At 61.2% G+C, this 24,868-nt stretch carries 23 protein-coding genes; 12 read left to right on the top strand and 11 right to left on the bottom strand.

Annotated features, from left to right (window positions below):
• Positions 1–134: 134 nt before the first annotated feature.
• The 3 genes from A7J50_RS26770 to A7J50_RS26760 all read right to left on the bottom strand — a co-directional run bounded on the left by A7J50_RS26770 (position 135) and on the right by A7J50_RS26760 (position 3,683).
• A complete protein-coding gene (locus tag A7J50_RS26770) occupies positions 135–2,033 on the bottom strand; it encodes a PhoX family protein (protein WP_064454424.1) in 1,899 nt (632 codons plus the stop codon).
• A 90-nt stretch (positions 2,034–2,123) separates the two neighbouring features.
• Positions 2,124–2,888 carry a TOBE domain-containing protein gene (locus tag A7J50_RS26765; RefSeq protein WP_064454423.1) on the bottom strand — a complete coding sequence of 255 codons (765 nt, stop codon included), beginning with the start codon at positions 2,886–2,888 and terminating at the stop codon, positions 2,124–2,126.
• 57 nt (positions 2,889–2,945) lie between these two features.
• Positions 2,946–3,683, bottom strand: a complete 738-nt coding sequence (locus A7J50_RS26760; RefSeq protein ID WP_064454422.1) for a ComF family protein — start codon at positions 3,681–3,683, stop codon at positions 2,946–2,948.
• Between the two features lie 92 nt (positions 3,684–3,775).
• On the opposite strand from A7J50_RS26760, the gene bioB reads away from it, so the two are divergent.
• From bioB to A7J50_RS26730, 6 genes are all read left to right on the top strand, one after another.
• Positions 3,776–4,831 (top strand): biotin synthase BioB, encoded by a 1,056-nt coding sequence (bioB, locus tag A7J50_RS26755; protein WP_064454421.1) that lies wholly within the window; start codon positions 3,776–3,778, stop codon positions 4,829–4,831.
• Positions 4,832–4,975: 144 nt separating this feature from the next.
• Positions 4,976–6,157: an 8-amino-7-oxononanoate synthase gene (bioF, locus tag A7J50_RS26750; protein ID WP_064454420.1), complete on the top strand. Its 1,182-nt coding sequence runs from the start codon at positions 4,976–4,978 to the stop codon at positions 6,155–6,157.
• On the top strand, positions 6,150–6,881 hold the full coding sequence (locus A7J50_RS26745; protein ID WP_064454419.1) for an alpha/beta fold hydrolase: 732 nt from the start codon (positions 6,150–6,152) through the stop codon (positions 6,879–6,881). Before bioF ends, A7J50_RS26745 begins: the two co-directional genes overlap by 8 nt.
• Complete coding sequence (bioC, locus tag A7J50_RS26740) at positions 6,874–7,686, top strand: malonyl-ACP O-methyltransferase BioC (protein ID WP_064454418.1); 813 nt, start codon at positions 6,874–6,876, stop codon at positions 7,684–7,686. The genes A7J50_RS26745 and bioC overlap by 8 nt, the downstream gene beginning before the upstream one ends.
• A complete protein-coding gene (gene bioD / locus A7J50_RS26735) occupies positions 7,683–8,363 on the top strand; it encodes a dethiobiotin synthase (RefSeq protein WP_064454417.1) in 681 nt (226 codons plus the stop codon). The genes bioC and bioD overlap by 4 nt, the downstream gene beginning before the upstream one ends.
• 106 nt (positions 8,364–8,469) lie before the next feature.
• Positions 8,470–8,751, top strand: coding sequence for a hypothetical protein (locus tag A7J50_RS26730; RefSeq protein ID WP_053258342.1), 282 nt, complete (start codon positions 8,470–8,472; stop codon positions 8,749–8,751).
• A gap of 141 nt (positions 8,752–8,892) precedes the next feature.
• On the opposite strand, the gene A7J50_RS31490 is transcribed toward A7J50_RS26730, so the two are convergent.
• A complete protein-coding gene (locus tag A7J50_RS31490) occupies positions 8,893–9,033 on the bottom strand; it encodes a hypothetical protein (RefSeq protein ID WP_156526311.1) in 141 nt (46 codons plus the stop codon).
• A gap of 52 nt (positions 9,034–9,085) precedes the next feature.
• Here A7J50_RS31490 and A7J50_RS26725 point away from each other — a divergent pair, with 52 nt between their 5' ends.
• From A7J50_RS26725 to A7J50_RS26710, 4 genes are all read left to right on the top strand, one after another.
• Complete coding sequence (locus tag A7J50_RS26725; protein WP_064454416.1) at positions 9,086–10,891, top strand: phenylacyl-CoA dehydrogenase; 1,806 nt, start codon at positions 9,086–9,088, stop codon at positions 10,889–10,891.
• 205 nt (positions 10,892–11,096) lie between these two features.
• A complete protein-coding gene (locus A7J50_RS26720; RefSeq protein ID WP_064454415.1) occupies positions 11,097–12,386 on the top strand; it encodes a sensor domain-containing diguanylate cyclase in 1,290 nt (429 codons plus the stop codon).
• A gap of 90 nt (positions 12,387–12,476) precedes the next feature.
• Complete coding sequence (locus A7J50_RS26715; protein ID WP_064454414.1) at positions 12,477–14,249, top strand: acyl-CoA dehydrogenase C-terminal domain-containing protein; 1,773 nt, start codon at positions 12,477–12,479, stop codon at positions 14,247–14,249.
• A gap of 119 nt (positions 14,250–14,368) precedes the next feature.
• On the top strand, positions 14,369–16,147 hold the full coding sequence (locus A7J50_RS26710) for an acyl-CoA dehydrogenase C-terminal domain-containing protein (protein WP_064454413.1): 1,779 nt from the start codon (positions 14,369–14,371) through the stop codon (positions 16,145–16,147).
• Positions 16,148–16,373: 226 nt separating this feature from the next.
• Here A7J50_RS26710 and A7J50_RS26705 read toward each other — a convergent pair whose 3' ends face one another.
• Positions 16,374–17,273, bottom strand: a complete 900-nt coding sequence (locus A7J50_RS26705; RefSeq protein ID WP_064454412.1) for a LysR family transcriptional regulator — start codon at positions 17,271–17,273, stop codon at positions 16,374–16,376.
• Positions 17,274–17,482: 209 nt separating this feature from the next.
• On the opposite strand from A7J50_RS26705, the gene A7J50_RS26700 reads away from it, so the two are divergent.
• Both A7J50_RS26700 and A7J50_RS30240 read left to right on the top strand, forming a co-directional pair.
• Entirely contained in the window at positions 17,483–18,742 is a 1,260-nt protein-coding gene (locus A7J50_RS26700) for an aspartate aminotransferase family protein (protein WP_064454411.1), read from the top strand.
• Positions 18,743–18,924: 182 nt separating this feature from the next.
• Positions 18,925–19,083: a YqaE/Pmp3 family membrane protein gene (locus A7J50_RS30240; protein ID WP_010207008.1), complete on the top strand. Its 159-nt coding sequence runs from the start codon at positions 18,925–18,927 to the stop codon at positions 19,081–19,083.
• A 5-nt stretch (positions 19,084–19,088) separates the two neighbouring features.
• On the opposite strand, the gene pqqE is transcribed toward A7J50_RS30240, so the two are convergent.
• The 6 genes from pqqE to pqqF form a co-directional block, all read right to left on the bottom strand.
• Positions 19,089–20,219 (bottom strand): pyrroloquinoline quinone biosynthesis protein PqqE, encoded by a 1,131-nt coding sequence (gene pqqE, locus A7J50_RS26695; protein ID WP_064454410.1) that lies wholly within the window; start codon positions 20,217–20,219, stop codon positions 19,089–19,091.
• Entirely contained in the window at positions 20,212–20,487 is a 276-nt protein-coding gene (gene pqqD / locus A7J50_RS26690; protein WP_038843051.1) for a pyrroloquinoline quinone biosynthesis peptide chaperone PqqD, read from the bottom strand. The genes pqqE and pqqD overlap by 8 nt, the downstream gene beginning before the upstream one ends.
• Positions 20,484–21,236, bottom strand: a complete 753-nt coding sequence (pqqC, locus tag A7J50_RS26685) for a pyrroloquinoline-quinone synthase PqqC (RefSeq protein WP_064454409.1) — start codon at positions 21,234–21,236, stop codon at positions 20,484–20,486. Before pqqC ends, pqqD begins: the two co-directional genes overlap by 4 nt.
• A gap of 11 nt (positions 21,237–21,247) precedes the next feature.
• A complete protein-coding gene (pqqB, locus tag A7J50_RS26680) occupies positions 21,248–22,159 on the bottom strand; it encodes a pyrroloquinoline quinone biosynthesis protein PqqB (protein WP_064454408.1) in 912 nt (303 codons plus the stop codon).
• Between the two features lie 71 nt (positions 22,160–22,230).
• Positions 22,231–22,305 carry a pyrroloquinoline quinone precursor peptide PqqA gene (gene pqqA / locus A7J50_RS26675; RefSeq protein ID WP_003194766.1) on the bottom strand — a complete coding sequence of 25 codons (75 nt, stop codon included), beginning with the start codon at positions 22,303–22,305 and terminating at the stop codon, positions 22,231–22,233.
• 158 nt (positions 22,306–22,463) lie between these two features.
• Positions 22,464–24,839: a pyrroloquinoline quinone biosynthesis protein PqqF gene (gene pqqF / locus A7J50_RS26670; protein ID WP_064454407.1), complete on the bottom strand. Its 2,376-nt coding sequence runs from the start codon at positions 24,837–24,839 to the stop codon at positions 22,464–22,466.
• Positions 24,840–24,868 lie beyond the last annotated feature (29 nt).

The following is a 24,868-nucleotide window of genomic DNA, read 5'->3' as shown; positions in this document are numbered from 1 at the left end:
ACTTGATCAATTGCGGGAGATAGGGGGTGGCTGTGCGGACGCCTTCGCGAGCAAGCCCGCTCCCACATTCAACCGCATTCCAAAGGTGAAACTCGATCAATTGTGAGAGCGGGCTTGCCCGCGATGAGGCCCTGTCAGGCGCCGACAACCCCACCGTCATCCCGCCGAATCGCCATCACTGACGAGCGCGGTTTACCGTTGGGCAGATGCTGTGGCCAGGTCGAACCACCGGTTTCCCCAGGGTGCTGAATCCCCACGAACAGCGTCTTCTGATCCGGCGAAAAGCTGATCCCCGTGACCTCACACGCCACCGGCCCGACCATGAAACGGCGAATTTCGCCGGTCGTCGGGTCGGCACACAGCATCTGGTTATTGCCCATGCCGGCGAAGTCGCCCGCGTTGCTGTAGTCGCCGTCGGTCAGAATCCACAGGCGCCCGGCCTTGTCGAAACCCAGGCCATCGGGGCTGTTGAACATGTTTTGCGGGTTGATGTTGGCAGAGCCGCCTTTGGGTGTGCCGGCATGCACACCCGGGTTGCCGGCCACCACAAACAGGTCCCAGGTAAAGGTCGGGGCGCCGTGGTTATCGGCATCGGCTTTCCAGCGCAGGATCTGGCCGTAGACATTTTTCTCGCGCGGGTTGGGCCCGCCCACAGGTTGGCCGTCTTCGCCGCGCTTGGCGTTGTTGGTGAGCGTGCAGTAGACCTGGCCATCGGTGGGGCTGACCACGATCCATTCCGGGCGGTCCATGCGGGTGGCTTTCACCACACTGGCGGCCAGGCGTGCATGGATCAGCACTTCGGCCTGGCTGGCGAAACCGCTGCTGGCGTCGATGCCGTTTTTGCCGTGGGTCAGCTCGACCCATTCGCCTTTGCCCTTGGGATGATCGGCATTGCCGTCGCCAGCGTCGAAAATGGCCACGTATAACGTGCCGTGGTCGAGCAGGTCCTTGTTGGCATTCGGGTTGTGATGATTGATCGGATCGCGGCTGACAAATTTGTAGATGAACTCACCGCGTTCGTCGTCGCCCATGTACACCACGGCACGCCCGTCGCGGGTTTCTGCCAGCGCGGCGTTTTCGTGCTTGAAGCGACCAAGGGCGGTGCGCTTGACCGGCGTGGACTTCGGGTCGAACGGGTCGATCTCCACCACCCAACCATGCCGGTTGAGTTCATTGGGGTTCTTGGCCATGTCAAAACGCGGGTCGTGCGGGTGCCAGTTGATCTCTTTACTGGTGGCCACCACGCCGTAGCGCTTTTGCCCCGCGTCAAAGGTTTGTTGAGGGTTGCTGCTGCCGAAGCAGTCGGTGAAGTTCTCTTCGCACGTCAGATAAGTGCCCCACGGCGTCTTGCCGTTGGCGCAGTTCTGGAAGGTGCCGAGCACGTTTTTGCCGGTTTTGTCAGCGCTGGTTTTCAGCCATTCATGCCCTGCGGCCGGGCCGCTCAGGCGAATGGGCGAGTTGCCGTGGATACGTCGGTTGTAGCGCGAGTCCTGGACGAACTGCCAACTGTCGCCCTTGCGCCGCACTTCGATGACCGACACGCCTTCGCTGGCCTGCGCCTTGTGCACGTCTTCGGCAGACTGCGGCGCACCGCCGTGGGCGTAGAGGTAACGGTAGTTGGTGTATTCGTTGTTGATCGCCATGAGTGCGCGGTTGTCGTCGCCAGGGAAGGCGAACAGGCTCATGCCGTCGTTGTTGTCACCGAATTGCTGCTCCTGGGCCTTGGCGCTGCCGTTGCCGGACGGGTCAAAGGCCGGGCCATTCTTGTGCAGCGGCTGGCCCCAACTGATCAACACCGAGGCGGTGTAGCCGGGCGGCAAGGTGATGGCGTCGCTGGTGGCGGCGGCGATGCTGGTAAAGCCCAACAATGGGCTGGCGGTCGCGGCATTCACGGCCAATGCGCTGCGGGTCAGCAGGTTGCCACCCAGGAACATCGCGGCACCGCACAGGGCGCCGGCGCCGATAAAACGACGGCGGGTGAGGCCGACCATCTGTTCGAGGTCAGTGGCTTGGTTTTCTTCTAATAGGCTCATTTCAGGCTCCCTGCGGTTTTTGCAGACACCTTAAGGAGCGGTCGTGACGAAATTGTTGCAGTTTGAAGGCGAGCGCAGCACGCCCGCCCGTTAAACCGGCGTGCCGAGCAACACGTTGCTGGGCGAGAACTGCACCTGGATCGGTTGGCCTTCGGCGGCGCTCAATCCCCTGAGCGCGGCCGGCTGCGCCAGGGCGCACAAAACCTGGCCATTGGGCAGGGCGATACGCACCTCGCTGGGGCCGTCATCGGCGGCGAAAACCGTCTCGATGACACCGCTCATGCAATTGTGTCCAGGTGTTGCAGTTTGCTCGGTGGCGAGCAATTCCAGCCAACCGGCCTTGATCAAGGCCACCACTTCTGTGCCGATCTCAAGTTCCAGCCGCTGCGTGCTGTCGTGGGTGATCTGCGCCTTCAGGCTCAGGCCGCCGGACAGTTGCAGGCGGATCACGTCATTGCGGCCGTGGCTCTCAATGCTGCTGACCTGGCCGTGCAGTTGGTTGCGCGCGCTGGTGCGCAGCATCAAGCGGCCCAGCAGGTTGAAGTCGCTGGCATCTTCGTCCGAATCGAGCACCTGCGCCTGCAGCACTTGCAGGCGCTGGTAGAGGCGCAATACGCGCTCACCTTCGGCCGTCAGCTTGGCGCCGCCGCCGCCCTTGCCGCCGACGCTGCGTTCGACCAGTGGTTTTTGCGCCAGGTTATTCAGTTCATCGATGGCGTCCCAGGCGGCCTTGTAGCTCAAACCGGCGCTTTTCGCCGCGCGGGTGATCGAACCCTGCTCGGCGATGTGCGCCAGCAGGGCGATACGCTGGGGACGGCGGATGATGTGTTGGCTGAGGGAGGTCGGCAGAGACATGTGCGCACGCTTGGATAAGGTCAGCGGACGTTGCAGGCGTGGCGCACGGGAGTCAAGTCATGTGCCGGGTTTTGGCGTGCGTGCCAGGCAGTAGATGTCGACCTGGCGCGCACCGGCTTCCATCAACAGCCGGGCCACGCTGTGGGCCGTAGCGCCGGTGGTGAGTACGTCGTCCACCAGCGCCAGGTGGCGGCCTTGCACGTGGGCGCCAGGTGCCAGTGAAAACGCCGTGAGCAGGTTGCGTTTACGGGTCCTGGCGTCCAGGGCTTGTTGCGCGACGGTTTCATGGGGGCGTAACAACACCTGTTCATCGTGGGGGAGGTCGAGGTCTTCGCTGAGCCAGCGGGCCAGCATCAACGCCTGATTAAAACCCCGTTGGCGCAGGCGTTTGCGCGCCATGGGCACCGCCAGCAGGCAGTCGGGCCGGGCGAGTTCGGCGTTGTCGAAGCGGTGTTGCAGGTGGTGCCCCAGTAAACGCGCGAGCAGATGGCCGAGCGGCCAGCGTGACTGGTGTTTGAAGCGGCTGATGAGTGTGTCGACAGGGAAACTGTAGGTCCAGGGCGCAATCACCCGTTTAAAGGCCGGTGGTTGCTTCTGACATTGGCCGCACACCAATCCATCCATCGGCAGCGGCAGCGCACACACTTCGCAGTGCTCCATTAGCCACGGCAGTTCGATTTCGCAGACGTTGCACACGCAATCGCTGGATTCTGTAGCTTCATCGCAGATTAAACAGTGCTGGTTGTTTTTTAACCAGATGTAAACCTTGTGTTTGTATTCGGGTTGACAGTGCATGAATCTTCCTTAAATATGCCGAGCATCCGTGTCGTGCCTGTGGGTATTGCCCTTCCCACAGCGAAAGCCCAAGCATAATCAAGGAATCGCCCATGAGCGCCAGCACCACTGCCACCCTGCGTCACGATTGGTCCTTAGCCGAAGTCAAAGCGCTGTTTGTACAGCCCTTCAATGACCTGTTGTTCCAGGCGCAGACCGTGCACCGCGCGCATTTCGACGCCAACCGGGTGCAGGTGTCGACCTTGCTGTCGATCAAAACCGGCGCCTGCCCGGAAGATTGCAAATATTGTCCGCAGTCGGGCCACTACAACACCGGCCTGGAAAAAGAAAAGCTGATGGAGGTGCAGAAGGTCCTCGAAGAGGCCGCTCGCGCCAAGGCCATCGGTTCGACCCGCTTCTGCATGGGCGCCGCCTGGAAACACCCGTCGGCCAAAGACATGCCGTACGTGCTTGAAATGGTCAAAGGCGTGAAGGCCATGGGCCTGGAAACCTGCATGACCCTCGGTCGTCTCGACCAGGACCAGACTGAAGCCCTGGCCCAGGCCGGCCTCGACTACTACAACCACAACCTCGACACCTCGCCCGAGTTCTACGGCAGCATCATCACCACCCGCACCTACGGCGAGCGCCTGCAAACCCTGGCTTATGTGCGCGATTCCGGGATGAAAATCTGCTCGGGCGGCATCCTCGGCATGGGCGAGTCCCTCGACGACCGCGCCAACCTGCTGATCCAGTTGGCCAACCTGCCGGAGCATCCGGAGTCGGTGCCGATCAATATGCTGGTGAAGGTAGCCGGTACGCCGCTGGAAAACGCCGAAGACATCGACCCGTTCGACTTCATCCGCATGCTGGCGGTGGCGCGCATCCTGATGCCGCAATCCCATGTGCGCCTGTCGGCCGGTCGTGAGGCGATGAACGAGCAGATGCAGGCCCTGGCGTTTTTCGCCGGTGCCAATTCGATCTTCTACGGCGACAAGTTGCTGACCACCGCCAACCCGCAGGCAGACAAGGACATGCAACTGTTCGCGCGCCTGGGCATCCTGCCGGAAGCGCGTGAAGAGCACGCGGATGAAGTGCATCAGGCGGCGATTGAGCAGGCGTTGGTTGAGCAAAAGAGCAGCGAGCAGTTTTATAACGCTGTTGTTTGATTGAAATGCACTCCAAATGTGGGAGCGGGCTTGCTCGCGAAGGCGATCGGTCAGTTGATAGATGCAGTGACTGATACACCGCCTTCGCGAGCAAGCCCGCTCCCACATTTTTGACCGAGTTCCACCTGATCTACCGAGGCCTGCATGTCTTTTGATCTCGCCGCGCGTCTCGCTGCCCGCCGTGCCGAACACCTGTACCGTCAACGTCCCTTGCTGGACAGCCCCCAAGGCCCGCAAGTGGTGGTGGACGGCCAACCGCTGTTGGCGTTCTGCAATAACGATTACCTGGGCCTGGCCAATCACCCGCAAGTGATCGAAGCCTGGCGCGCCGGTGCGTCCCGTTGGGGCGTGGGCGGTGGCGCTTCGCACTTGGTGGTGGGCCATGCCACGCCGCACCACGAACTGGAAGAAGCCCTCGCCGACCTGACCGGTCGCCCGCGTGCACTGCTGTTTACCACTGGCTATATGGCCAACCTCGGTGCGGTCACTGCGTTGGTGGGGCAGGGCGATACGGTGCTCGAGGACCGGCTCAACCACGCGTCGCTGCTGGATGCAGGTTTGTTGTCCGGGGCGCGATTCAACCGCTATCTGCATAACGACGCCGACAGCCTGGCCAAACGGCTGGAGAGGGCGACCGGCAATACGCTGGTGGTCACCGATGGGGTATTCAGCATGGACGGCGACCTGGCTGACCTGCCAGCGTTGGCCCGTGAAACCAAGGCCAAAGGCGCCTGGTTGATGGTGGACGACGCCCATGGTTTTGGCCCGTTGGGCGCAAAGGGTGGCGGGATCGTCGAGCATTTCGGCCTGAGCCAGGAGGACGTGCCGGTGCTGGTCGGCACCCTGGGCAAAGCGTTTGGCACCGCCGGGGCGTTTGTGGCGGGCAGCGAAGAGCTGATCGAGAGCCTGATCCAGTTCGCCCGGCCGTATATCTACACCACCAGCCAACCGCCGGCATTGGCCTGTGCAACCTTGAAGAGCCTCGAGCTGCTGCGCACCGAACAGTGGCGACGCGAGCACCTCAATAACCTGATCCGCCAGTTCCGCCGGGGCGCCGAGCAGATCGGCCTGGCATTGATGGACAGCTTTACGCCGATCCAGCCGATCATGATCGGCGACAGCGCCAAGGCCATGCGCCTGTCACAGATGTTGCGCGAGCGCGGCCTGATGGTGACTGCTATTCGCCCGCCTACCGTGCCAGCCGGCAGTGCCCGACTGCGCGTGACATTGACGGCGGCCCACAGCGAGGCGCAGGTGCAGCTATTGTTAAGCGGATTGGAAGAGTGTTTCCGTTTGTTAAGCATCACGGAGCCCGACCATGCGTGATCGGCTGATATTGCTGCCTGGCTGGGGCCTCGGCGTTTCACCGCTGGAGCCTTTGGCCGCCGCCTTGCGCGGCCTCGACGAACACCTGCACGTGCACATTGAGCCATTGCCGACGCTGGCTTCGAGTGATCTGGATGAATGGCTCGACGAACTCGACGCCACGCTGCCGGACAACGCCTGGCTGGGCGGCTGGTCCCTGGGCGGCATGCTCGCCTCCGAGTTGGCGGCGCGGCGTGGCGAGCGTTGCTGCGGCCTGCTGACGTTGGCGAGCAACCCGAGTTTTGTCGCTCATGAAAGCTGGCCCAACGCGATGCCCGCCGAAACCTTCGATGCGTTCCTCGCCGGTTGCCACGCCGATTCCCAGGTCACCCTCAAACGCTTCGGCCTGCTGTGCGCCAAGGGTGCCGAAGACCCCCGCGGGCTATCGCGCTTGTTGGTCAGCGGGGCACCGAATACGCCTTCCAATGTGCTGATGCCGGGCCTGGAACTGCTCGCCCAACTGGATACCCGTGCGGCCTTGCAAGGCTATCGCGGCCCGCAACTGCACCTGTTTGGCGGCCTGGATGGCCTGGTGCCCGCCGAAGCCGCCAGCGATCTGCTGGCCCTGCTGCCTGATGTTGAAATCGGCCTGATTGAACAGGCCGGTCACGCTTTTCTTCTGGAGGACCCTCACGGTGTAGCGGGGGCCATCCAGGCTTTTTTGCATGAGTGCGTTGATGACTGATTTATCCCACCCCTCACTGCCGGGTGCCTTGCCGGACAAGCGCCAGGTGGCGGCGTCGTTTTCCCGTGCGGCGGCCAGCTATGACAGCGTGGCCGAGTTGCAGCGCGCGGTGGGGACTGAACTGCTGGCTCGCTTGCCGGCGGGCAGCGCGCCGCAACGCTGGCTGGACCTGGGCTGTGGCACAGGGTTTTTCAGCCGCGTGTTGGGCGAACGATTGCCTGGCAGCCAGGGTGTCGCGCTGGATATTGCCGAGGGCATGCTCAACCACGCGCGGCCATTGGGCGGCGCCGAGCATTTCATCGCCGGGGACGCCGAACGCCTGCCTTTGCAGGCGGACAGTTGCGGGTTGATCTTCTCCAGCCTGGCGGTGCAATGGTGTGCGAATTTCGACGCTGTGCTCAGCGAGGCCCGCCGCGTGCTGCACCCTGGTGGCGTGCTGGCATTCGCGAGCCTGTGCGTGGGCACCCTGGATGAGTTGCGCGAAAGCTGGCGTGCGGCGGATGGGTGGGTGCACGTCAACCGCTTCCGCACCTTCGAGGCTTATCAACAGTTGTGCGCCGCCAGCGGCTTGCGGATGGTGAGCCTGGAGCGCCGGCCCCATGTGTTGCACTACCCGGATGTGCGCAGCCTCACCCACGAACTCAAAGCGTTGGGCGCGCATAACCTCAACCCGGGTCGTCCGGGAGGCTTGACGGGGCGCGCGCGGATTGTTGCACTGGTGGACGCTTACGAGCAGTTCCGTCAGGCCCAGGGCCTGCCCGCCACGTATCAAGTGGTGTATGCCGTACTGGAGAAACCTCTATGAGCGCCGCTTACTTCATCACGGGCACCGACACTGATGTCGGCAAGACCACCATCGCCGCCGGCCTGCTACATGCCGCACGGCTCGCGGGAAAAAGTACCGCTGCCGGAAAACCGGTGGCCTCTGGCTGTCAGGTGACGCCCAAAGGGCTGCGCAATGCTGACGCTTTGGCGCTGCTGGCTGAGTGTTCGTTGCCGCTGAGCTATGCCGAAGTTAACCCGGTAGCGTTCGAGCCGGCCATCGCGCCTCACCTGGCGGCGCGCGAAGCGGGCGTTGCCTTGACGGTGCAATCGCTCTTGAAACCGATGCAGCAAATACTGGCGCGGCAGGCAGATTTCACCCTGATTGAAGGTGCGGGAGGCTGGCGCGTGCCGCTGGCCGATCAGGACAACCTGTCGGACCTGGCCATGGCGCTCAAGTTACCGGTGATCCTGGTGGTGGGCGTGCGCCTGGGCTGTATCAGCCATGCCTTGCTGACCGCTGAAGCCATCGCGCGGGACGGTTTGCCGTTGGCTGGCTGGGTGGCGAATATCATCGACCCCAAGACCTCTCGTCTGGAAGAGAACCTCGCTACCCTGGCTGAACGATTGCCCGCGCCATGCCTGGGCCGCGTGCCGAAACTCAAGCAGGCCAGCGCCGAAGCTGTGGCCGAGTACCTGGAATTGGACCTGCTTGACTGATTTTGGCTATCGCTAAGGCATTATGCCATTAGTGTTTTTGACGGGCGTTTTGCCAGGATGTCTGCTTCAATTCAGGTTCACGATTCTCTAAAGGCAGGCTTACGCCATGGAAATCTCTGGAAGCAGCGCGTTTTATTCGGGGCTGAGCACTATTCAGGCCGGGCAGAACCGCGTCGACCAGGCCGCCGGCAACATTGCCAGCGCCGCGACGACCCAGCCCTCCGACGCCCAAAGCGACCGTTTGCAAGCCAACGATCGCGCCCAGCCGTCCAACTCGGCGAGCAATATGGTCGAAATGGCCCAGGGCAAGTTTCAAGTGGAGCTGGGCGCCAAAGTTGCCAAGGCTTCGAATGAAATGCTCGGCACCTTGATCGACACCTACGCTTAACGCCCTCATACGCGGGCTCTCGCTTTCTGTGGGAGCCGGCTTGCCTGCAATGGCAGTTACTCGGTTTGCCTGATACAGCGCGGCGCCTGTATCGCAGGCAAGCCAGCTCCCACCGTTGTCCTGTTTAGCTCTCTGGAATTTCTACAGTCCTTTTTGATGTGGCGTACCGCCGCAGGCCTTGCTGTGCGCGCCGTTGATCCGGGTCATGACAAATGGCGCCTGGACGATGCTTGACAACCCCAGGTCGTAAACGTATGTTTCAAACACCTGTTTGACCGCCATAACAAATCCACGCGGTTGTTCATCCCAGATACATCAGCAGAGGTTTATCGCTATGCCTGACTACAAGGCCCCCTTGCGTGATATTCGCTTCGTTCGTGACGAACTGCTCGGCTATGAAGCGCACTATCAGAGCCTGCCGGCTTGCCAGGACGCTACCCCGGACATGGTTGACGCCATTCTCGAGGAAGGCGCCAAGTTTTGTGAGCAAGTGCTGGCACCGTTGAACCGCGTGGGTGACATCGAAGGGTGCACCTGGAGCGAGTCAGGCGTTAAGACCCCTGCTGGTTTCAAAGAAGCCTACAAACAATTCGTCGAAGGCGGCTGGCCAAGCCTGGCCCACGACGTGGAGCACGGCGGCCAAGGCTTGCCGGAATCCCTGGGCCTGGCCGTCAGCGAAATGGTCGGTGAAGCCAACTGGTCGTGGGGCATGTACCCAGGCCTGTCCCACGGTGCAATGAACACTATCTCCGAGCACGGCACCCTGGAACAGCAGGACGCTTACCTGACCAAACTGGTCTCGGGTGAGTGGACCGGCACCATGTGCCTGACCGAGCCCCACTGCGGTACCGACCTGGGCATGCTGCGCACCAAGGCCGAGCCTCAGGCGGACGGTTCCTACAAAGTCTCCGGCACCAAGATCTTCATCTCGGCCGGTGAGCACGACATGGCAGACAACATCGTCCACATCGTGCTGGCTCGCCTGCCGGACGCACCGGCCGGCACCAAAGGCATCTCGCTGTTTATCGTGCCTAAATTCCTGCCGAACGCAGATGGCTCGATCGGTGCGCGCAACGCGGTGACCTGTGGCTCCCTGGAGCACAAAATGGGCATCCACGGTAACGCCACGTGCGTGATGAACTTTGACGCGGCCACCGGTTTCCTGATCGGCCCGGCGAACAAAGGCCTGAACTGCATGTTCACCTTTATGAACACCGCTCGCCTGGGCACTGCACTGCAAGGCCTGGCCCACGCTGAAATCGGCTTCCAGGGCGGCCTGAAATACGCTCGCGATCGTCTGCAAATGCGCTCCCTGACTGGCCCGAAAGCGCCGGACAAAGCGGCTGACCCGATCATCGTGCACCCTGACGTGCGCCGTATGCTGCTGACCATGAAAGCCTTCGCCGAAGGCAACCGTGCGATGGTGTACTTCACCGCCAAGCAAGTGGACATCGTCAAGTACGGCACCGACGACGAAGCCAAGAAACAGGCCGACGGCCTGCTGGCATTCATGACGCCGATCGCCAAGGCATTCATGACCGAAGTCGGTTTTGAATCCGCCAACCACGGCGTTCAGATCTACGGCGGCCACGGCTTTATCGCCGAGTGGGGCATGGAGCAGAACGTTCGCGACAGCCGCATTTCGATGCTGTACGAAGGCACCACCGGCATTCAGGCGCTGGACCTGCTCGGCCGTAAAGTGCTGATGACTCAAGGCGAAGCGCTCAAGGGCTTCACCAAGATCGTGCACAAGTTCTGCCAGGCCAACGAAGGCGTTGAAGCCGTCAAAGAGTTCGTTACACCGCTGGCTGCACTGAACAAGGAGTGGGGCGAGTTGACCATGAAGGTCGGCATGGCCGCGATGAAAGACCGTGAAGAAGTCGGCGCCGCTTCGGTGGATTACCTGATGTACTCCGGCTACGCGTGCCTGGCTTACTTCTGGGCCGACATGGCGCGCCTGGCTGCCGAGAAACTGGCTGCCGGCACCACTGAAGAGGCGTTCTACACCGCCAAGCTGCAGACGGCGCGCTTCTACTTCCAGCGCATTCTGCCGCGTACCCGCACCCACGTTGCAACCATGCTGTCGGGCGCCAGCAACCTGATGGACATGAAAGAAGAAGACTTCGGCCTGGCTTACTAAGCCTTTCCGGATCTTTTGAAAGCCGCCGCTCCCTTGGGAGCGGCGGTTTTTTATTGGCTGATAAAAAACACAGCGCCGCACTCAGGGATTGCAGTTGGCTGCCGTTACAGTGATGGCAATGTGATGCAGGTCACAGTGAATGTGCTTAACTGTGTGCAGTGAAGGCACTGTGCCATCTTTTTTTGAGCGGGTCGGAGCTTTACCCTTGTTGCGCGTGTCCGCTGTACGTTTCAGTCATTTCCTTCCTTCATTACTGCTGTTACTGGCCGGGCTCTCGGCTGCGTACGTCAAAGATCTCAACGTCTTCTTCACCTCGCTGTTCAACGTGTTGCCTACCCTTGTGCTGTTGCTCGGCGGTTCGTACTGCGCGGTGTATCGGCGCCAGCGTGAGCTGTTCCTGATGATCACGGTGTATGTCGTTTACTTCCTGTTGGACGCCCAGACCGATTACTACCGCGACAACGGCCGTGTCCGCGAAGACGCGGCGGTGGTCTTTCATCTGTGTTGCCTGTTGCTGCCGCTGCTGTTCAGCATCTACGCGGTGTGGCAGGAGAAAACCCACCTGTTCCGCGACTTCGTTGCCCGCTGCGCTGTGCTGCTTGCCATCGGCAGCGTGGCACTGGCGCTTGAGCAAAGTTTCCCCCAGCCCCTGCTGAACTGGCTGGCGGAGATTCGCTGGCCGGCGCTGCACGGCAGTTGGATGAGCCTGATCCAATTGTCGTACCCCATGTTCCTGATTGGTTTTGTCACCCTGGCGGCGCAGTACTGGTACCAGCCGCGGCCTTTGCACGCCGCGCAGTTGGTCGGTTTGCTGGGGTTGTTCTGGATGTTGCCGCAAACCTTCATCCTGCCGTTTACCCTGAACATCATGTGCAGCCAGGTGATGCTGATGATCGCGGCCGGTGTGGCGCATGAGGCCTATCAAATGGCCTTTCGTGATGAGCTCACCGGCTTGCCGGGCCGCCGGGCGCTCAACGAGCGTATGCAGCGGCTGGGGCGCAATTATGTGTTGGCGATGAGTGACGTCGATCACTTCAAACGGTTCAACGACACTCACGGTCATGACGTCGGCGACCAGGTCTTGCGCCTGGTGGCCAGCAAGCTGTCCAAGGTCAATGGTGGCGGGCGGGCCTATCGGTATGGCGGTGAAGAGTTTGCCGTGGTCTTTGCAGGCAAGACCCTGGATGAATGCATGCCGCACCTGGAGGAGATCCGCGAGATCATCGCCAACTACGACATCAAGCTGCGCAACCCGGACCGTCCCCATGACGACCTGCAGGGCCGCCAGCGCCGTGCAGGCAGCGGTGCGTCGAGTGTGTCGGTGACGGTCAGCATCGGTGTGGCCGAACGCCAGGCTGAACAGCGCAGCCCTGAGGAAGTGCTCAAGTCCGCCGACCAGGCGCTGTACGCCGCCAAGGGCGCCGGGCGCAACTGTGTGGTCGCGGCCGGGCAAACCCGTCGTGGCGCGGTGCGCATGGAAAACGCTGCCGGTTGAGTGATGGTGGTGTATTCAGCGGTTCTACAGTGATTGTTTGCGGTCGTGGCCGGCAGTAGGTTGAAACCATCTGCTGCCGGAGACATCGCCATGCCTGAGTACAAAGCTCCCCTGCGCGACATGCGCTTTCTGATCGACAACGTGTTTGATTTCCACGGCCATTACGCTGCCTTGGGCGCTACCGACGCCAGCCCGGACATGGTCAGTGCGATCCTCGAGGAAGGCGCCAAGTTCTGCGAGAACGTGCTCGCCCCGCTCAATCGCAGTGGTGATGAAGAGGGCTGCCATTTCGATAATGGCGTGGTCACCACGCCCAAGGGCTTCAAGCAAGCCTTCGCCCAGTACGTGGAAGGCGGCTGGCACGGCGTGGCGGCGGACCCGGCCTACGGCGGCCAGGGCTTGCCGCATTCGTTGGGCCTGGTGCTGAGCGAAATGATCGGCTCCAGCAACACCTCCTGGGGCATGTACCCGGGGCTCACGCACGGTGCGATGTCGGCGATCCACGCCCACGGCACCGAGGTACAGAAAGCCACCTTCCTGAACAAACTCACCGCCGGCGAATGGACCGGCACCATGTGCCTGACCGAAGCCCACTGCGGCACCGACCTGGGGCTGATCAAGACCCGCGCCGTGCCCCAGGCGGACGGCAGTTACGCCGTCACCGGCAGCAAGATCTTCATCTCGGCCGGTGAGCATGACCTGAGCGCCAACATCATCCACCTGGTACTGGCCAAATTGCCGGATGCGCCGGCAGGCACCAAGGGCATCTCCTTGTTTATCGTGCCCAAGTTCCACGCGGATTCGGGGGAGCGCAACGCGGTGCACTGCGGCTCAATCGAGCACAAGATGGGCATCAAGGCTTCGGCGACGTGTGTGCTGAACTTCGACGGTGCCAAAGGCTTCCTGATCGGCGAGGCGAACAAAGGCCTCAACTGCATGTTCACCATGATGAACCACGCACGCCTGGGCACTGGCATGCAGGGCCTGTGTAATGGCGAGACAAGCTTCCAGGGCGCGATCAAGTACGCCAACGATCGCCTGCAAATGCGTTCGCTGACCGGCGCCAAAGCCCCGGACAAAGCCGCCGACCCGATCATCGTGCACGCCGATGTGCGCCGCATGTTGCTGACCATGAAAGCCTTCAATGAGGGCAACCGCGCGCTTACGTATTTCACCGCGCAACTTCTCGACACCGCGCACCTGAGCAGTGACGCCACGCAACGTCAGGAAGCTGAAGACCTGCTGGCGTTCCTCACGCCGATCTGCAAAGCCTTTATGACCGAAACCGGGCTGGAAGTGACCAACCACGGCATGCAGGTATTCGGCGGCCATGGCTACATTCGCGAATGGGGCATGGAGCAGTTGGTGCGCGATTGCCGGATTGCGTCGATCTATGAAGGCACCAACGGCATCCAGGCCCTCGACCTGCTGGGGCGCAAGGTGCTGGGTAGCCAAGGCAAGTTGTTGCGCGGGTTTACCAAGATCGTGCATAAGTTCTGTGCGGCGAATGCCGAGCATCCGCAGCTCAAGGCCCATGTGGAGCAGCTCAATCAACTGAATCAGCAGTGGGGTGAGTTGACCGTCAAGGTGGGGATGGCGGCGATGAAAAATCCGGATGAAGTGGGCGCGGCGGCGATGGATTACTTGATGTACAGCGGTTACATCATCCTCGGTTACCTGTGGTTGCGTATGGCGATCACCGCCCAGGCACTCGACGACACCGAGTTTGCCAAAGCCAAGCTGGCGACGTGCGACTTCTACTTCAAGCGCTTGCTGCCGCGCACGGCAACACACCGAGCTGCTGTGGAGGCGGGCAGTGAGTGCTTGATGAGTCTGCCGGCGGAGGCGTTTGGCTTGTCGTGACCAAAAAATACCAATCAGTCACAAGTGGACCCTATGTGTCTGAAAAGTTGTTCGGGTACACTCGGAGTCTGTAAAACCGATCCTATCGAATCACTTTTCATGTTCTCACGAGGTTTGCCATGGCTGATTACAAAGCGCCGTTGCGTGATATGCGCTTCGTCCTCAACGAAGTGTTTGAGGTCGCTAATACTTGGGCCCAATTGCCAGCATTGGCAGACACCGTGGATGCCGAAACCGTTGAGGCGATCCTTGAGGAAGCTGGCAAGGTCACCGCTAAATCCATCGCACCGCTAAGCCGCAACGGCGATGAGCAAGGCTGCCGCTGGGCCGACACCGTGGTCAGCACGCCGGAGGGTTTCCCTGCGGCTTACAAAACCTACGCAGAAGGCGGCTGGGTGGGTGTAGGCGGTGATCCGGTATTTGGCGGTATGGGCATGCCCAAAGCCGTCTCGGCCCAGGTTGAAGAGATGATCAACTCGTCGAGCCTGGCGTTTGGCCTGTACCCAATGCTCACGTCCGGCGCCTGCGTGTCGATCAACACTCACGCCAGCGAAGCGCTCAAGGCGACCTACCTGCCGAAGATGTACTCGGGTGAGTGGGCCGGTTCCATGTGCCTGACGGAAGCGCATGCCGGGACTGACCTGGGGATGATCCGCACCAAAGCTGAGCCTCAGACGGACGGTTCCTACAAGATCAGCGGCACCAAGATCTTTATCACCGGCGGCGAACACGACCTTACCGAAAACATTATCCACCTGGTGCTGGCCAAGCTGCCGGATGCGCCGGCGGGCCCCAAGGGCATCTCGCTGTTCCTGGTGCCGAAGTTCATGGTCAATGCCGACGGCAGCCTGGGCGCGCGGAACCCGGTAACCTGCGGCTCCATCGAACACAAAATGGGTATTCAGGCGTCCGCCACCTGTGTAATGAACTTCGACGAAGCGGTGGGTTACCTGGTGGGTGAGCCCAACCGTGGGTTGGCGGCGATGTTCACCATGATGAACTACGAGCGGTTGGGGGTGGGTATCCAGGGCTTGGCGTCCGGCGAACGTTCCTACCAGAACGCGATTGACTATGCGCGCGACCGCCTGCAAAGCCGTTCGCCGACCGGCGCCAAGGCCAAGGATAAAGTGGCTGATCCGATCATCGTGCACCCGGACGTGCGCCGTATGCTGCTGACCATGAAGGCTTCGAACGAAGGCGGTCGTGCGTTCTCCACCTATGTGGCCACACAGTTGGACATCGCCAAGTTCAGCGAAGATGCCGCCGCCCGCGAGCGCGCCGACAACCTGGTGGCGTTGCTGACGCCAGTCGCCAAGGCCTTCCTCAGCGACTTGGGCCTGGAAACGACCGTGCTCGGCCAGCAAGTGTTTGGTGGCCACGGCTACATTCGCGAGTGGGGCCAGGAGCAACTGGTGCGGGACGTACGCATCACCCAGATCTACGAAGGCACCAACGGCATCCAGGCGCTGGACTTGATGGGCCGCAAGATTGTCGGCAGTGGCGGTGCGTTTTATACCCTGTTCGCCGACGAAATCCGTCAGTTCATCACCACGGCTGGCCCCGAGTTGGGCGAATTCACCCGTCCGCTCAGCGCGGCAGTGGATAACCTGGATGAATTGACTGCCTGGGTGCTGGACCGCGCCAAGGCCAACCCGAATGAAATCGGCGCGGCTTCGGTGGAGTACTTGCACGCCTTTGGCTACATGGCTTACGCCTACATGTGGGCGCGCATGGCCAAGGCGGCGTGGGGCAAGGAGTCTGAAGAAGACTTCTACGCCAGCAAGCTGGGCACCGCACGCTTCTACTTCGCCCGCCTGCTGCCACGTATTCATTCGCTGAGTGCATCGGTAAAAGCCGGCAGTGAATCACTGTTTTTGCTGGATGAAGCACTGTTTTAAGGGCTTGGAGGGCGTGTAAGCATTCTCTTACATGACGTGCTGCTATTCGTCCTCTATCGCCAAATTGGATCCACGGATAATCTACTTCACATGGACGTCGCGCAGGAAGCGCAAAGCAACAACACGGACACGTAGGATTCTGCCAGGACGGCGGAGTGAAATGGATGTCAGGGAAACAGTCTGCAAAGCCCCGCTTCGGCGGGGTTTTCTTTTGCCCGCGAAAAAGTCAGGCCGACGCCTGAGGGGCATTCATCACGTCCTCCAGCAACGTGCGCAACAACGCCACGGTCGCTTGCTGGCGCTGTACGTCGCGGCACACCAACCCCACTTTGAGCGGCACCCTCGGTTCACTCAAGGGTTTCCACAGCAGTGCTTTGCTGTTGTGTTCATCCTGGGAGCGCCCCGGCAATACGGTGGCAAGTTTGGTATGGGGCAGGCTGTCGAGAATCCCCACCATGGTATTCAATTCCGCTTGCACCTGCGGTCGCCGCCCGAGGTTGGACAGCTGGCCTTGCCAGATCTGTCGCACCTGAAACTCTTCCCCCAGCAGCAACATCGGCAACTCGGCCGCCTGTTTCAGCGAGACTTTTTTGAATGCCCGCAGAGGATGGTCTTCGGGGATGACCACCTTCAACTCATCTTCATACAACAGCACGCCATGCAGCCCTGGCTGGCGCGGCGGCAAGTAGCTGATGCCGATGTCCAGCGAGCCGTTAAGCAACCGGCGTTCGATCTCCAGCCCGGTCAATTCGTAAATCTGTACCACCAAATGCGGCTGGGCCTTGCGCACGCGCTCCAGCATTTGCGGGACCAGGCTGGTGTGCACGGTTTGCAGTACGCCAATGGCCAAGGTGCGCATCGCCTGGCCCTTGAAGTTGCGCAGGGCTTCGACGGCCTGCTGCATGCCATCAATCAAAGGCAACGCGTGGTTGTACAACGTATGCGCAGCCAGCGTGGGTAACAGGCGCTTGCTGCTGCGCTCGAACAGGCTCACATCCAGGTTCTGCTCCAGTTGGCGAATCTGTTGCGACAGCGCCGGCTGAGAGATCGAAAGTCGCTCCGCGGCACGGCCCACGTGGCCTTCCTCATACACCGCGACGAAATAACGCAGTTGCTTGAAATCCATAAGACTTACTTATCGAAAAAGCTGGAAAATCGAAATGGCCGCTGGCCCCTGAGACGCCTAGTCTAGCGCCTATTCGCAGGGCTTACAGGGCCGGATCGGGCAATGAATAACGTTTATCTTGATAGCGTTTACATAGGCAAGGCAAAAAACCTTCAGGCAGTGTCTGCACGGGACGCCGACCAAGGTCGGGTTGCCATGGAGGGTGAGCTGTGAATCTGTTTCGTCGCCCTGCGCCGAGCCTGGACGATTTGATCCTGGACGCGCCGCATGAATTGCCCAGTGAATCCCTGATGCCGACGGTGGCCAGGCCTGCGCAGGTCTTCGTGCGCGGCCAGGGCTCCTGGCTCTGGGACAGCGAAGACCGAGCCTATCTGGATTTCAGCCAGGGCAGCGCCGCCAACAGCCTCGGCCACAGCCCACAGGTATTGATCAACGCCCTGGCCGATCAGTCTCAAGCGCTGATCAACCCAGGTAGCGGCCTGCACAACCGCGCCCAATTGAACCTCGTCGACCGGCTGTGCCAGCACACCGGCAGCGATCAGGGTTACCTGCTCAACAGTGGTGCGGAAGCCTGCGAAGCCGCGATCAAGCTGGCGCGCAAATGGGGGCAACTGCATCGCGGCGGCGCTTATCGCATCATCAGCGCCAGCACGGGTTGCCATGGCCGCAGTTTTGCGGCGATGGCGGCCTCGGCCGGCGCTGGCGCAAGCCGTTTTGAACCGCTGTTGCCGGGCTTCAGCCATGTGCCCTTTAACGACTTGCCCGCCCTGCATGCGGCGGTGGATGCGCAGACTGTCGCCATCATGCTGGAGCCGATCCAGAGCGAAGCCGGTGTAATCCCTGCCACCGAACACTACCTCAAGGGTGTTGAACGCCTGTGCCGCGAGTTGGGAATCCTGCTGATCCTCGACGAGGTGCAAACCGGTATTGGGCGTTGCGGCACCTTGCTTGCCGAACAACAGTACGGCGTGCGCGCCGACATCGTGACCCTGGGCAAAGGCCTGGGCGGCGGCGTGCCGTTGGCAGCACTGCTGGCGCGTGGCAAGGCGTGTTGCTTCGAAGCGGGCGAGTTGGCAGGCACCCATCACGGCAATGCGTTGATGGCCGCGGCCGGGGTGGCGGTACTCGATACGGTATTGGCGAACGGCTTTCTCCAACACGTCCGAGAGTCCGGCCTTTACCTCGGCGAAGGCCTCGCCCGGTTGGCCTATCGATACGACCACGGCCAATTACGCGGCCATGGCCTGATGTGGGGCCTGACGTTATCGGATGATTGCGCTGATGCCGTGGTAAAAGCCGCTTTGCACGAAGGCCTGATCCTTAATGCCCCGCAACCTGACTGCCTGCGCTTTACTCCGGCCCTCACGGTCAGCAAAAGCAACATCGACGAAATGCTCGTACGCCTGGCCCGCGCCTTCGCGCGCGTGCGCACCGCGCAACTGCAATGCCGCAAGGGCATCGCCGTTTAACCCCCTATTCCAGAACCGTCTCGCGGCATACGCGGCGCCTCCAGCCTGATTCTTTTGGCTGGGGGCGTTTTTTTGCCTGCTCACTTCAGGATGGCCCAGTGCCAGATTCCACTGAACCCTCACGAACGGCCAAGGTCGATTAGCTACACGGCTCACACGAGCCGACTTTTTGGAGCTGACCCATGGACATCATTCGTATCATCATCGCCATTCTGCTGCCGCCACTGGGTGTGTTCCTGCAAGTGGGTTTCGCCGGCGCGTTCTGGCTGAACATCCTGCTGACCCTGTGCGGTTATTTCCCGGGCATCATTCACGCCGTGTACATCATCGCCAAACGCTAAAGCCGTCAGCCTTTTGCGATGAGCCGTGAGTTGCGCTCATTGCGAAAGGCCAGTTGCTCAATGGTCTGGGTGGCATGTTCGGCCTCTTCCCGCGCTTGCAGGATGATGCCGTGCTGCTCGGACTTGCTGCACACCGGGTCGGCATTGCTCGCGTCGCCCGTGAGCATGAACGCCTGGCAACGGCAGCCGCCAAAGTCCTTTTCTTTTTCATCGCATGAACGGCAAGGCTCGGGCATCCAGTCGTAGCCGCGAAAGCGGTTGAAGCCAAACGAGTCGTACCAGATGTGCTGCATGCTGTGGTCACGCACATTGGGAAATTGCACCGGCATCTGTCGGGCACCGTGGCAGGGCAGGGCAGTGCCGTCCGGCGTTACCGTCAGAAAAATGCTGCCCCAGCCATTCATGCAGGCTTTCGGGCGTTCCTCGTAATAATCCGGTGTGACGAAAATCAGCTTGCACGGGTGGCCTTCGGCCTCCAGCTTGGCGCGGTACTCGTTGGTGATACGTTCGGCGCGCACCAGCTGTTCTTTAGTCGGCAGCAACCCCACACGATTGAGCTGCGCCCAGCCATAGAACTGGCAGGTGGCGAGCTCGACGAAGTCTGCTTCCAGTGCGATGCACAGCTCGATGATGCGGTCGATTTTATCGATATTGTGCCGATGGGTGACGAAGTTCAGCACCATCGGATAGCCATGCGCTTTCACTGCGCGGGCCATTTCGAGTTTTTGCGCGAAGGCTTTTTTCGAGCCTGCCAGCAAGTTGTTCACCTGCTCATCGCTGGCCTGGAAGCTGATCTGGATATGGTCCAGGCCGGCTTTCTTGAAGTCACTGATCTTCTGCTCAGTGAGGCCAATGCCGGAGGTAATCAGGTTGGTGTAGAAGCCCAGCTTACGCGCTTCGGCGATCAGCTCGGCAAGGTCCTGGCGCACCAGCGGTTCACCGCCGGAGAAGCCCAATTGCGCAGCGCCCATCTCCCGGGCTTCGCGAAATACCTTGATCCATTGCTCAGTGCTCAGCTCCTTGCCTTGCTCGGCAAAATCCAGTGGATTGGAGCAATACGGGCACTGCAGCGGGCAGCGGTAGGTCAGCTCTGCGAGCAGCCACAGCGGCAGGCCAATCGGTGGCTTTTCAGGCAAGGGTGATCCAGTGCTCAGCACGGGCGACCTCCATGAAATCCTCGATGTCTTTACCAAGCTCAGGCACGCCAGGGAATTGTTTATCCAGCTCGGCGATGATCGCCGCTACGTCGCGCTCGCCGTCGATCAAACCACCGATCAACGCGGCGCTATCGTTGAGCTTGATCATGCCTTCGGGGTAGAGCAACACGTGGCCTTTTTGCGCTGGCTCGTACTGGTAGCGATAGCCCTGGCGCCAGGTCGGTGTTTTGCTGCGATCAAAGCTCATAGGGTGATCCCTTTATGCCAGACCCGCTGCTCGGTCACGCTGTGATAGGGCGGGCGGTTCAGTTCATAGGCCATGCTCATGGCATCCAGCATGCTCCACAGAATGTCCAATTTGAACTGGAGAATTTCCAGCATGCGCTCCTGGCCTTCGCGGGTGGTGTAGTGCTGCAGCGTGATCGCCAAACCGTGTTCTACGTCGCGCCGGGCCTGGCCCAGGCGGGTGCGGAAATACTCATAACCGGCAGGGTCGATCCACGGGTAGTGCTGCGGCCAGCTGTCGAGGCGCGACTGGTGGATCTGCGGCGCGAACAGTTCGGTCAGTGAGCTGCTGGCGGCTTCTTGCCAGCTGGCGCGGCGGGCGAAGTTAACGTAAGCGTCCACGGCAAACCGCACGCCGGGCAGTACCAGCTCCTGTGAGCGCAGCTGGTCCGGGTCGAGGCCGACCGCCTGACCCAAACGCAGCCAGGCTTCGATGCCGCCATCTTCACCGGGGGCGCCGTCGTGGTCGAGCAGGCGCTGGATCCACTCGCGGCGGATTTCGCGGTCCGGGCAGTTGGCCAGGATGGCGGCATCCTTCAAGGGGATGTTCACCTGATAGTAAAAACGGTTGGCGACCCAGCCCTGGATCTGCTCGCGGGAGGCGCGGCCTTCATACATCGCCACGTGGTACGGGTGATGGATATGGTAGAAGGCGCCCTTGGCCCGTAAGGCGTGCTCGAACTCGGCGGGCGTCAGTGGTGTGTCAGTCATTTCGGTTGCTCCTACAATTCGAGGCTCATGCCGTCGTAAGCCACTTCAACATTACGCCGTACCAGCTCGGCCCTTTCGGGGGAGTCCTCATCGAGGATCGGGTTAGTGTTGTTGATGTGAATCAGCACTTTGCGTTGCTTGGGCAACTGCTCCAGCACTTCCAGCATGCCGCCGGGGCCGTTTTGCGCCAGGTGGCCCATCTCGCGACCGGTGCGGGTGCCAACGCCACGGCGCTGCATTTCATCGTCATCCCACATCGTGCCGTCCACCAGCAGGCAATCGCTGCCCGCCATGATCTCCAGCAATGGCGCGTCGACCTTGCCCAGGCCCGGGGCGTAGAACAGTTTGCCGCCGGTGCGCAGGTCTTCAACGATCAGGCCGATGTTATCGCCGGGGTGCGGGTCGAAGCGGTGCGGCGAGTAGGGTGGTGCGGCGCTGCGCAGTGGCAGCGGGGTGAAACGCAGGTTAGGGCACGCCGGGATGGTGAAGCTGGCGTCCAGTTCGATGCGGTTCCAGGCCAGGCCGCCGTTCCAGTGCGTGAGCATGGTGAACAGCGGGAAGCCGGTGCTCAGGTCTTCATGGACCATGTCGGTGCACCACACCTGGTGCGGGCAGCCTTCGCGCAGGCTCAACAGGCCGGTGGTGTGGTCGATCTGGCTGTCCATCAAGATGATCGCGCTGATGCCGGTATCGCGTAGGGCGCGGCCGGGTTGCATCGGTGCAAAGCCTTGCAGTTGCGCGCGGATATCCGGCGAAGCATTACACAGCACCCAGTTAACGCCATCGTCAGAGATCGCGATGGACGACTGAGTACGCGCCTGGGCCCGCAGGCTGCCATCGCGAAAGCCTGCGCAGTTCACGCAGTTGCAGTTCCACTGCGGGAAGCCACCGCCGGCGGCGGAACCTAGAATCTGGACAAACATGGTCGCTCCATCAAGCAAAACTCAAAACAAAAACGCCCCGGGCGAGCCGAGGCGTTGTCTTACCCAGCCAATCAGCGGCTGGCGAAGTACATGGTGACTTCAAAACCGATACGCAGATCAGTGTAAGCAGGTTTGGACCAAGTCATATTCATACTCCTACCAAGGGATGGGACGTTCACTACTGAGTAATACATATAGTCCACCTCCAATCGGAGATGTTCAGATATTGCCTATTAATGTTACGCAATTCTTTTCAAGTTAGCGCTGTCTTGGCGGAAAAAGCCTGTTGCAGGGTTGGCAATGATCAGCCTGCCGGTTGCCAGGCGTCCGTGACACGCGGCCCGTTGGCCACACAGCGCCAGCCTCCTGTAGCGTCGTTGAGTTGCTGGACGGCGTGCTGCAAATCCTCGCGCGTCAGGGTTTGGATCAGGTGTTGAAGTTGCCCCAGATAATCCGACGTGTGGCCCGCCAGGTGGGCATGCCAAAGCAGCTCGGCGGCTTGGGCGACAGGCAGCTCATCGGCAGTGAATTGCTGCGCCAAGCGTTGGTTGTCAAAGTCGCCGCGGCTGTCGACCAATGCCGACACCTGTTCCAGGAAGGTTTTCAGGTGATCAACGATCCCGCTCAGGGAAACGCCGGGGGATTGCACGCCAAACAGCAGCCCGGTTTGCCCGTTGACCTGTCGCATACCGCTGAAGACCGCGTAGCCGATTTGCAGTTCGACGCGCAGGCGCTGGTAAAACGGACCCTGCAGCAGATGCCCAAGCAGTCGCCATGCCGCTTCGTCTGCCAGGGCGCGCGTCGGCGTTGGGCAAAACAGCAACAACGCGGCCTCGCTGGCGTCGGTGTTTACCTCGTGCCATCGCTTCTGGCCGTCGAGGGTGGGTGACGTGTACTCAAGGCTTGCCGGCTGCCCGGGCAACCGGGCTGCCGCGATTTTGATCGCAGCTTCACACGCGGCGGGTAAACCGAAACCCAGCCCTTGCCACCGGGCGTTAGTCCATGGGGCGGGCGTCTCGCATGCTCGCGAATGATCACCGGTGCAGCAAGCAGGCAACGCCTTGAGCAATGCGCGAATAGCGATCAGCGGCGCTGGGGCGGGTGGCGGCAGGTGTTCATCCGCTGAGCCAAGGCGACGCGACAGTTCTTCAACCACTGCCGGCATGGGCTCGTGAAGGCCGACCATTTTCACCTGCCAGTCATTACCAGTGGTTTCGAAAGACAACTCGATTCCAGCCTGATGGGCATGCTCACGCAACGGCTGCAATGCGCTTTCCAGCCCGGCGGGTACGGCGCAATCAAACCGCCAGTGCAGGTAGAGCGCGCCTTCATCGGTGTCATCTGCCAAGGCCTGGCTGAATGCCAGCGCCGACACTTCTCGGCGGCCTCGGGAGCGGTCCTGGGCAAAGGTGCGCAAACCACGGTGGGCGCTGGTCTGGCCGCGAATCAGCCCGGCGCGTTCTTCTTTGACGGGCGGGCGCAGGAACGGGTTGTGGGGTGGCAATTGCCAGGTGTGTTCAGAGGGCGGCAGGTGCAGAGCATCAAGCATCGCCTTCAGGGCTACGCAGTCCTCGTCCGACAGGCCTGCGCTGTCGTGCCGAGCCAATGCAAGGGCGCCCTGGACCTGTTGTTGGCGAGCCGCACGCAGGGCGAATTCTTCGCGTAACGAAGCCCAGTCGCTGTGTATGAAAAAGCTCAGCCAGTCGTGCAGCAGCGTTTCGATTCGAGTAGCCGAACTATCTTGATTGTCGAGGGTAAAGTCGATATCCAGCACTGCCTGACCGGCGAAGTGATAGAGCACGGAAGCCTGCACAGCGCTGGCCAGTTTTTGTGCTTTCAGTTCCGCCAGCAGCCCACCCGGTGCCGAGGCGTTGAGCCACGTGCAGAGAAAATCCAGTGCTTCACGGGGGGCGTCACAGGTAATGACGTGGTGCAGGTGGTGGTTGGCGATGTGTTGAAAACGCCGTGCCTGGCCTCGCATCAGCGCTGGCGGCGGTGCCTGTGGGCGCGCAGGCCCTGAAACCAATGTTTCGCTGAACTGTTGAGCCAACGCGTGCAGTTCCTCCAGCGGTTGCGGGCCAGCGAGGCTCAAGGTCATCTGCCCGGTCCGATAGAACCCGGAGTGGAATTCCCGCAGTGCCTGTTGAAATGCCTCACGCTCCACCGGCAGGCTATCGCGATTGCCCGCATGAAAGCCTCGCAGAGGATGATCGGCTGCCAAACCTTCCAGCAGCGCGACTTGCTGTTGCGCCTGGGCGTCCTGAGACCAGGCAACAAACTCCGCTTGCAGCACTTCGCGTTCACGCAGTTGGTCTTCAAGCGCCAGGCGCGGATGGGCCAGCATCTCGGCCAGCCGCTCCAAGCCATCCGCAAAGGGCGCCACCGGCAACTCAAAGAAGAAGTCCGTGGTGCGCTCGCGGGTGCTGGCGTTGACCTGCCCGCCATGACGCTGCACGTAGGCCATCAACCCTTCGTTTGTCGGAAACCGTTGGGTGCCGAGAAACAACAAATGCTCAAGAAAATGCGCCAGCCCCGGCCAGGCCAATGGCACGTCATGGCTGCCAGCGGCCACGCGTAACACCGCGGCGCAACGCTTCAAACGCGGCGCATGGTGCAGGGAAACGTGCAGGCCGTTGGCCAGGGTCAGGTGCAGGTGATGAGGGTGGGCCGGCGCAGGCATGGGCACTTCCGAAACGTAGGATGTGCCCA

This window comes from Pseudomonas antarctica, from assembly GCF_001647715.1.
Taxonomy (GTDB): domain Bacteria; phylum Pseudomonadota; class Gammaproteobacteria; order Pseudomonadales; family Pseudomonadaceae; genus Aquipseudomonas; species Aquipseudomonas antarctica_A.
The sequence above is the reverse complement of the archived record's forward strand: the minus strand, read 5'-3'. Positions and strand labels throughout refer to the sequence as shown.